Source organism: Novosphingobium sp. 11B (assembly GCF_054589055.1).
The window spans coordinates 28,616-36,590 of record NZ_BAAILP010000212.1; the positions used below are offsets into that span (position 1 = coordinate 28,616).

At 68.2% G+C, this 7,975-nt stretch carries 7 protein-coding genes; 4 read left to right on the forward strand and 3 right to left on the reverse strand.

Annotated features, from left to right (window positions below; translation table 11 throughout):
• Positions 1 to 368, reverse strand: a 368-nt coding sequence (locus ACYPYD_RS19635) for a flagellar biosynthesis repressor FlbT (RefSeq protein WP_459664988.1), incomplete at its 3' end; no start/stop codon positions are given.
• 369 nt (positions 369 to 737) lie between these two features.
• Here ACYPYD_RS19635 and flgE point away from each other — a divergent pair.
• From flgE to ACYPYD_RS19650, 3 genes are read left to right on the forward strand one after another with little or no spacing between them, the layout of a single operon-like run.
• A complete protein-coding gene (flgE, locus tag ACYPYD_RS19640; RefSeq protein ID WP_069708458.1) occupies positions 738 to 2,093 on the forward strand; it encodes a flagellar hook protein FlgE in 1,356 nt (451 codons plus the stop codon).
• Positions 2,094 to 2,116: 23 nt separating this feature from the next.
• Positions 2,117 to 4,213, forward strand: a complete 2,097-nt coding sequence (gene flgK / locus ACYPYD_RS19645) for a flagellar hook-associated protein FlgK (RefSeq protein ID WP_069708459.1) — start codon at positions 2,117 to 2,119, stop codon at positions 4,211 to 4,213.
• Positions 4,214 to 4,217: 4 nt separating this feature from the next.
• The gene (locus tag ACYPYD_RS19650) at positions 4,218 to 5,126 is read left to right on the forward strand and encodes a flagellin (RefSeq protein ID WP_008830459.1); all 909 of its coding nucleotides are present in this window, start codon (positions 4,218 to 4,220) and stop codon (positions 5,124 to 5,126) included.
• 232 nt (positions 5,127 to 5,358) lie between these two features.
• On the opposite strand, the gene ACYPYD_RS19655 is transcribed toward ACYPYD_RS19650, so the two are convergent.
• Positions 5,359 to 7,122 (reverse strand): hypothetical protein, encoded by a 1,764-nt coding sequence (locus ACYPYD_RS19655; RefSeq protein WP_459664989.1) that lies wholly within the window; start codon positions 7,120 to 7,122, stop codon positions 5,359 to 5,361.
• Positions 7,123 to 7,127: 5 nt separating this feature from the next.
• Positions 7,128 to 7,409, reverse strand: a complete 282-nt coding sequence (locus ACYPYD_RS19660; RefSeq protein WP_008830461.1) for a hypothetical protein — start codon at positions 7,407 to 7,409, stop codon at positions 7,128 to 7,130.
• Between the two features lie 62 nt (positions 7,410 to 7,471).
• Between ACYPYD_RS19660 and ACYPYD_RS19665 the strand changes: the two genes are divergently transcribed.
• Entirely contained in the window at positions 7,472 to 7,885 is a 414-nt protein-coding gene (locus tag ACYPYD_RS19665) for a flagellar basal body-associated FliL family protein (protein ID WP_008830462.1), read from the forward strand.
• Positions 7,886 to 7,975: the final 90 nt, after the last annotated feature.

The following is a 7,975-nucleotide window of genomic DNA, read 5'->3' on the forward strand; positions in this document are numbered from 1 at the left end:
GCTTCGTAGGCGATCAGCCAGCGGCAGTCGGAAAGCGCCTGGTAGAACTGGCCGACCGAGACCTTGTTGGCGAAGGCGACACAGACCGCCTTCGCCTCCGGCGCCTGCAGCGCGCCGAGCAGGACTTCGAGCTTCTCCAGCAGGGTCTGCTGGTGGCGTTCGAGATCGGCCGGGTCGATATAGGCCATCATGCACGCGAAATAGAGCTGCTTAGCCGGCGAGGTCGCATCCTGCGGCTTCATGACGTCGCGCCCGCGCAGGATCGTGGCGTCGTTTTCCAGCACGAGATCGGTGCGACCGACCGCGCGCAGAACCGCGCCGTTCACGATGACCGGCTCGCCGTTGCGAAGCGAAATACGAAGCGTCATGTCCCAGAATGTCCCAGTTAGACCGCCATTATAGGATGGTTTGGGGGTGATCCGGTCATGGCAGGCAATTTTTGCCGGGGTCGCGCATGCCCACCGCGCTGCGACTAGGGCCTGCGGCCCAAGTCTCGCTGCCCCTCCCACAAGCGGGCGGGGCAAACCATGTCAGCCCGCCCGCTTGCGGAAGGGCCGGGAGGCTTGAGAGCGAAGCGAACTAGCCGGACGGGGTGGGCGCCGTTTCGAGCATCCGCGAATTTTTCCCGCGCCCAAAACCACTCCTCCCCAATTCATCCTACAATGCCTGTGTCCGGTGCGTGGGTGCGCAGCCCCGCGACGCCAATATTGCCGCATGGACGGCACAGGAGACATGCAATGAGCCTCTATTCCGCTCTCTATGCCGGCGTTTCGGGCCTCAGCGCGCAGTCGAGCGCGATGGCGACCGTCGCGGACAACATCACCAACGTGAACACCATCGGTTACAAGGGCACTTCGGCGCAATTCCAGTCGCTCGTCACCGGCGGCAGCCTGACCTCCAGCTATTCGGCCGGCGGCGTCGCGGCGACGCCCAAGGCGCTGATCTCCAAGCAGGGCCTGCTGCAGGCCTCGTCGAGCCTCACCGACATCGGCATCGACGGCTCGGGCTTCTTCGTCGTGCGCTCCAGCGCCGACGCGAACGGCGCGATCGCCTATACCCGCGCCGGGTCGTTCACCACCGACAGCTCGGGCTATCTGCGCAACACCGCAGGCTACTACCTGATGGGCTGGCCGCTCGATACCTCGGGCAACTACGTCAACAACGGCAGCATGGACTCGCTGCAGCCGATCCGTCCGACCGCGCTGACCGGCGCTGCAGCGCCGACGACGTCGATCCAGCTGCGCGCGAACCTCGATTCCACGGCCGAGGCAGTGACCGGCTACGTCTCGGGCAGCATGGCGAACGGCACGACGACGCCGCAGTTCGCCCGCTCGATCCAGGTCTACGATTCGCAGGGCACCGCACACACCCTGACGATGAACTTCGTCAAGACCGGCGCGAACACCTGGCAAGCCGAGATCACCGGCAATTCCGCCGACATCGGCAAATTCAACGGCACCGACATCACCGCCCCGGCCGACGGCGCCGAAGGATCGCAGGTCCTGCTCGCCAGCGCCACCGTCAGCTTCAACGCCGACGGCAGCCTCAAGCTGACGACGCGCGATGGCCAGACCACCCCGGACCCGCTGTTCCAACCGCTCGACATCCAGTGGCGCAACCAGGCCGATTCCGAGCCGATCACGCTCGACCTCGGCGCGAACGGGCAGCTCAACGGCCTGACCCAGTTCGGCAGCACGTCCGCCCTGCTCTCCTCGACCATCGACGGCGGTATGCTGGGCACGGTGTCGTCGGTGAGCATCTCGGACACCGGCGTCGTCAGCGCAGTGTTCGACGACGGCACCTCGCGCCCGATCTACCAGCTGCCGATCGCCACCTTCCAGAACCCGGACGGCCTGACCCGCATCAGCGGCAATGCCTACATCGTCTCGCAGCAGTCGGGCAACGCGGCGATCAACGAGCCGGGCACCGTGGGCGGCGGCACCCTGTCGGCCAGCATGCTCGAAGCGTCCAACGTCGATCTGGCGGCGGAGTTCTCGAACATGATCCTGTTCCAGCGCGCCTACAGCGCCTCGTCCAAGATCATCACCACGGTCGACGACATGCTGCAGGAAGTGAGCAACCTGAAGCGCTGACGCCCTCGCTGTCCGGCTAGCCCGTGTCCATCAACTCGATCCTCAGCTCCGCGATCTCGGGGCTCTCCGCCTCGCAGGCGGGGATGCAGGTCGTCTCGACCAACATCGCCAATGTCGGCACCGTCGGCTATGCGCGCCAGACGGTGTCGCAGAGCGCATCGGTGGCGGCGGGCCAGGTCAATGGCGTGGTGGTGGGCGAGCCTTCGCGCGTGGCCGACAAGTTCCTCGAGAACGCGGTCTACAAGCGCGCGGGCACCGCCGGGCGGGCGGAAGCGGCGGCCAATTACCTCGACCGGCTGCAATCGCTGCTGGGCTCGCCCAGTTCGGCCAGCGGACTGACCGCGCGGCTTTCGGCGATCGCCAGCTCGGTCTCGCAGGTCACCGGTCTGCAGGGCTCGGCGGAGTCCGTCGCGCTGTTCACCGGCAACGTCGATGACACGATCGACACCCTGCAGGGCCTCCAGTCCGACGTCACCAACTTGCGCGCCGACGTGGAAAGCGAGGTCTCCGACACCGTCGACCGCGTGAACGTGCTGCTGCAGAAGATCCACGGCCTCAACGCCGACGTCTCGCGCCTGCAGGGCCTCGGCCTCAGCACTTCCGGCCCGGCAGACGAGCGGATGAGCGCGCTGCAGGAACTGAGCGGCCTCGTCGAAGTGAGCGTGCGCGAACAGCCCGATGGGCGTGTCACGATCGACACCGCATCGGGGCAGGTCCTGCTCGACAAGCGTCTGCGCCAGCTGAGCTATGCGGACCAGGGCGCCACCACGGCGCAGACCAGCTATTCGGCCATCGATATCCGCTTCGCCAGCGACAACGGCACGATGCAGGCGTCCACCGGCGAGACGATCGCATCCACCGCCGTCGGCGGCAAGCTCGGCGGCCTGCTCGACATGCGCGACCGCGTGCTGCCGGGCTTTTCCGAGCAGCTCGGCCAGCTGTTCACCGGTCTTGCCCAGACATTGAACGCGGTGTCGAACGCGGGCACCACCCTGCCCGCGCCTCAGACCCTGACCGGGCAGGCCAACGGCCTTGTCGGCTCCGACCGCCTCGGCTTCACCGGCAAGGCGACGTTCGCGGTCGTGTCGAGCGACGGGACGATGGTGGCCAAGACCACCGTGGACTTCGGCGCGCTTCCCGCAAACGCTACGGTGGACGACGCGGTCGCCGCGATCAACGCCGGGCTCTCGCCTGCCGCCACCGCCAGCTTCAAGGACGGCGTGCTGTCGATCAGCGCCGCTTCCAGCGCCAACGGCGTGGCCATCGCACAGGACGCAGAAGCGCCTAGCGACCGCGCGGGCGTCGGGTTCTCGCAGTTTTTCGGGCTCAACAACCTCGTTCGCTCGGGCACCAGCGGGCTCGTTCCTTCGGGCTTCACCGCCAGCGACCCGACCGGCTTCACTGCAGGCGAAACGACCAGGCTGGTCCTGCGCGATTCCTCGGGCAAGATCCTCACCAGCCAGACCCTGACCGCTGCTGATGGCGACACCTGGGGCGACGTCATCTCCCAGCTCAACGGCGGCGATCTGGCGAAATACGGCAGCTTCGCGCTCGACGACACCGGCCGTGTCGCCTTCACACCCAAGGTCGGCAATTCCGGCGCGACGATCGAAGTGCCGGTGGACAGCACCGACCGCTACGGCACCGGCTTGTCGTTCTCGGCACTTTCGGGCCTGACCGGCGCAGCGAGCGGGCTGTCCACCGCGCAAGTCTCGGCCGACATGCTGAACGACACCTCGCGCGTACCGCTGGCCCAGCTGCAGACGGGCGCGGCAGTGGGCGAGAAGGCAATCGGCGCGGGCGACATCCGCAATGCCACCGCCTTCGTCGATGCCCTCGCGGGGTCGGCGAATTTCGGCAAGGACGGCAAGGCCACCGTCACCGCCTTCGCCAACCGCCTGCTGGGCAACGTCGGCGCGCAGGCCGCTCTGGCGAAGACCACTTACGACGACGCCTCCGCCCGCCTGACCGACGCTGCGACGCGGCGCGATTCCTACTCCGGCGTCAATATCGACGAGGAACTGGCGCAAATGGTCGTGCTGCAGAACAGCTATTCCGCCGCCGCGCGGGTGATTAGCACCGCCTCGCAGATGTACGACGCCCTGCTCAACATGGTGTGATCCGATGACCCGCGTAGCCACCATTCCCCTCCAGCAGACCCTCTCCAGCGCCATCCAGCGCTCCCAGCAGAGCCTCGCCACCAGCCAGCTGCAACTGGCCACCGAGAAGAAGGTCAACGACTACGCCGGGCTCGGCCTCGATGCGGTTCGCACGCTGTCGGCCAAGTCGATGCTGGCGACGCAGGAGACCTACAAGACCAACATCAGCCGCGTCTCCACCACGCTCTCGCTCTATCAGGCGAACATCGAGGCAGTGGACAGCTCCATGAGCAGCCTGCGCGACGAACTGTTCAGCGCCGTCGGCACCGGCAATTCGCCGGGCCTGCAGGACATCATCAAGGACGCCTTCGGCGACTTGCGCAACGCGCTCAACGCCAAGGAGGCGGGCGTGCCGCTGTTCGCCGGATCGCAGACCGCGAGCACGCCGTTCGCACCGACTTCGCTCGACGATCTGGCGAACTACGATCCCACCACAGCCTTCACCAACGATTCCGTGCGCCTCTCCACCCGCGCGGGCGACGGGCTCGACGTGGACTACGGCATCGGCGCCAGCGACATCGGCAGCTCGCTGATCCCCGCCTTCCAGGCCCTCGCAGCCGCCGGTCCCTTCGGCGACACGCTGACCGGGGAACAGACACAGGCGATCAACGACGCGCTCGGCCTGCTCGACAAGGGGATCACGCAAGTCCAGTCGGCCAACGCGCGCAACGGCCGGATGCAGGCCAAGGTCGAGACCCTGAGCACCCGCGCCGACGACCGCGTGACGCTGCTGACGAACGTGATCGGTTCGGTGGAGGACGCAGACCTCGGGCAGGTGGCGATCGACATCTCGCAGCGGCAGACGATCCTGCAGGCGAGTTATTCGGTGTTCTCGCAATTGAACTCGATGTCGTTGGTGAACTTCCTCGGTTGATTTTCGCAGGGGTTTACCACCCCTGCACCCGGTATACCGTCGAGATCACGCGCGCAGCTTCGTCAGGCGCACTTGGCGAGGTAGCTGCTTAATATATATTACTTTTCGTCATCCCCGCGAAGGCGGGGATGACGATGGAGGCCTGCGGCGCAATGTAGGATTGAACCTGCTGCACGCGCAACGACGGCAGTACGGGGGTCTGGGGCGCCAAAGCTCTCTGGGTCCCTAGGACTCACTTCTTCCCCGCTTCCAGCAAATCCGCAAAATCCCCTGCCGGACTGGCCGAGGGAATAGCCGCCATGGCCTGCGCCAGCTTCCCCGGATCGACCGCCCCGGCAGTCCCGGTCAGCATCTCGAACACCGGCGCCGACGACAGCCCCTTGAACGCCCCCGCATAGCGCGCGTGGAGTCCGGAAAGCGCGTCCTCCCGCCCCAGCATCGCCTGCGAGATCGCATGGCGCAGCACTTGCGCCTGCGCCACCGGATCGAGAACACGCCCCTTCGGTAGAGCGCCCGCCGAGAACGCCGCATAGCGTGCCCAGTCGCGCCGCTGCCAAAGGATTTCCGCCTGCAGCGCCGAGGTTCCGGGCAAGTCCTGCAGCACTGCCAGAGCCTCGTCGGCACGGCCGACTTGCGTGAGGGCAGCCGCCTCGACGCGCTTGCGTTCGGCGATCATCGCGTCGGGCAGGCCGGGATCGTCGGTTTCGCGCAAGGTGCGCAAAGCCCGCTCGGGCCTGCCGGCAAGGATGTAGAGCCCCGCCACCCGCGCCGAAAGCGGCCCGCGGGCAAGGTCTCCGGCACGCTGCGTCAGCTGGTAGGAAAGGAGGTCCGCCGCACGCTCGTAGAGGCCCGCCTGCTGCAGCCGCGCGGCAAGCTGGCTCGCCATGAGGTCGCCCTCGGCGCCGTTCGGGGCGAGGTCGCGATAATCCCAGTAGAGCCCGGCCGCCTTATCCAGCGGCAGCTTGCGGGCGGGGTCAAGCGCGGCCGTCAGCTTCGCGCGCAGGCCGGGCAGGAACTCCGGCCCGAGGTCGGCGACATCGTGGAAGCGCACCAGCGCCGCTCCGGCGGACAGCGTCCCGGACAAGTCGCCGCGCGCGTCGGCAAGGCGGTAGGACAGGCGCAGCGCGCGTTCCTCGATACCGTCGCCGCGCCAGGAATAACGGATGGCGTCGACTTCCTTCAGCGCCGCCCCGGGGCGGATCGCGCCCCGGGCAACGTCGCCCTCCAGCTTGCTGAGGCGGGCGTCCATGCGCTCGACCGGGTCGCCGGACTGCACGACGCGGGCGAAGCGCAGGCGGGCTTCGTCGGCGTGGCCCAGCGCCTGCTGCGCACGGGCGCGCAGCAGGTTGGCGGCGGGTTCGCGGTCGGGGAGCCAGGAAAGCCAGTGCAGCGCCTTGTCCGGCGCACCGCCCTCCACACCCGCGCGCGCGGCGGCGAGGACGAACGGCGCGCCGCGTGGGCTGGCGAGTGCGGGTCCGGCGCAGTCCAGCTGCGCCAGCGCCTGCTCGGCAAGGCCCTCCTGCGCCAGCGCGCGCAGGCGCCACAGGCATGCCTCGGGATTGGCGCGAAGGCCCGGCATGTCGAGTTCGGCCATCGCATCCTCGGAGCGGCCGAGCTGCGTCAACGCCGCGCCGTGGGCCAGCCTCCACGCATCGACCATGCCGAGGTCGGGGTCGTCCTGCCGCATGACTTCCAGTACGCCCAGCGCTTCCGGCCCGCGCTCGGCGGCGATCAGGCTTCGAGCATAGTCCCAGCGCACCGCCTGCCGCTGCGGGTTCGGCGCGGTGGAGAGGCGGCGCCATGCCTCGGCCTCGGCCAGCGGGGTCCAGGCACCGACACCGGTAAGCGGCGGGCGCTGCGCCAGTTCGGCCGCGAAGCCCGGCAGCCGCGCACCCACGCCGGGGTCGAGCGTACCGTAGGGCAGCGGCGGCGCGCCGGTCGTACCGCACAACAGCGAGGCGCCCAGCACCAGCGCCGCGCCCGGCAGCAGCCGCATGCGCCTCACAGCGATTCCGCCGATGCAATGCCCGAGATCACCAGCAAGGCCCCGCCGATCGCACAGCCGACGAGGAACAGCACCAGCGCGCCGAACACCCACAAGAGGCTCCCGCCCTGCCGGGTCGGAGCCGCGAGCACAGCGGCAGCCACCGCCTCGGCGTCCTCATCCGGCCGATCGCCGCGACGGCGCCCCGGATTAACGCCGGGATTTTCCTGTGCGGACGCACCCTCGCCCTGGTTCGCGGATACCACGCGGACCTTGGCTGGACGCCGATCGCTGCTCATCTCAACGGGACTCCTCGAATTTCATCCTATTATAGAGGCGTTGCCCGCCCACCGGAGTTCGCATGCCCCGCTTCCGTTTCTTTGTTCCGGCCCTGCTGCTCTGCGCGGCACCGGCGTTCGCCGCGAACACCGATCCGCGCAAGGCGGTGGAACTGCCGCCGCCCGATCCCACGTTCCTGGCGATGGAGCAGATCGACGCGCCGATCGTCGATGGCGGCCGGGTGGACGGGGTGCTCCACGTCTCGATCACGCTGCAGGCGAAGACCGCCGACGATGCCGCCGCGCTCGGCAAGCGGATGCCGGAACTGCGTGCCGCAGCGCTCCCCGCCGCGATCGAGTTCGCCCGCCTGCGCGCCTCGCGCTTCGCGCCGGTGGATGTGGAACGTCTGGCGGGGATGATCGCGCCGTCAGTGAAGCAGGTGCACCCGGCCATCGACAAGGTCCTGATCGTGAAGGTTTCCGCGACGGAGCGGTGAGGTCGGGAACCGCTACTGCCCCATTCGTCATTGCGAGCGCAGCGAAGCAATTCAGGGCCGCGCAAATCGCCCTGGATTGCTTCGCTGCGC

Bases quoted from the DNA above. Each gene is read 5' to 3' on its own strand.
- ACYPYD_RS19650 (WP_008830459.1), top strand. From the start codon at position 4,218: ATGACCCGCGTAGCCACCATTCCCCTCCAGCAGACCCTCTCCAGCGCC.
- ACYPYD_RS19660 (WP_008830461.1), bottom strand. From the start codon at position 7,409: ATGAGCAGCGATCGGCGTCCAGCCAAGGTCCGCGTGGTATCCGCGAAC.
- flgE (WP_069708458.1), top strand. From the start codon at position 738: ATGAGCCTCTATTCCGCTCTCTATGCCGGCGTTTCGGGCCTCAGCGCG.
- ACYPYD_RS19655 (WP_459664989.1), bottom strand. From the start codon at position 7,122: ATGCGGCTGCTGCCGGGCGCGGCGCTGGTGCTGGGCGCCTCGCTGTTG.
- ACYPYD_RS19665 (WP_008830462.1), top strand. From the start codon at position 7,472: ATGCCCCGCTTCCGTTTCTTTGTTCCGGCCCTGCTGCTCTGCGCGGCA.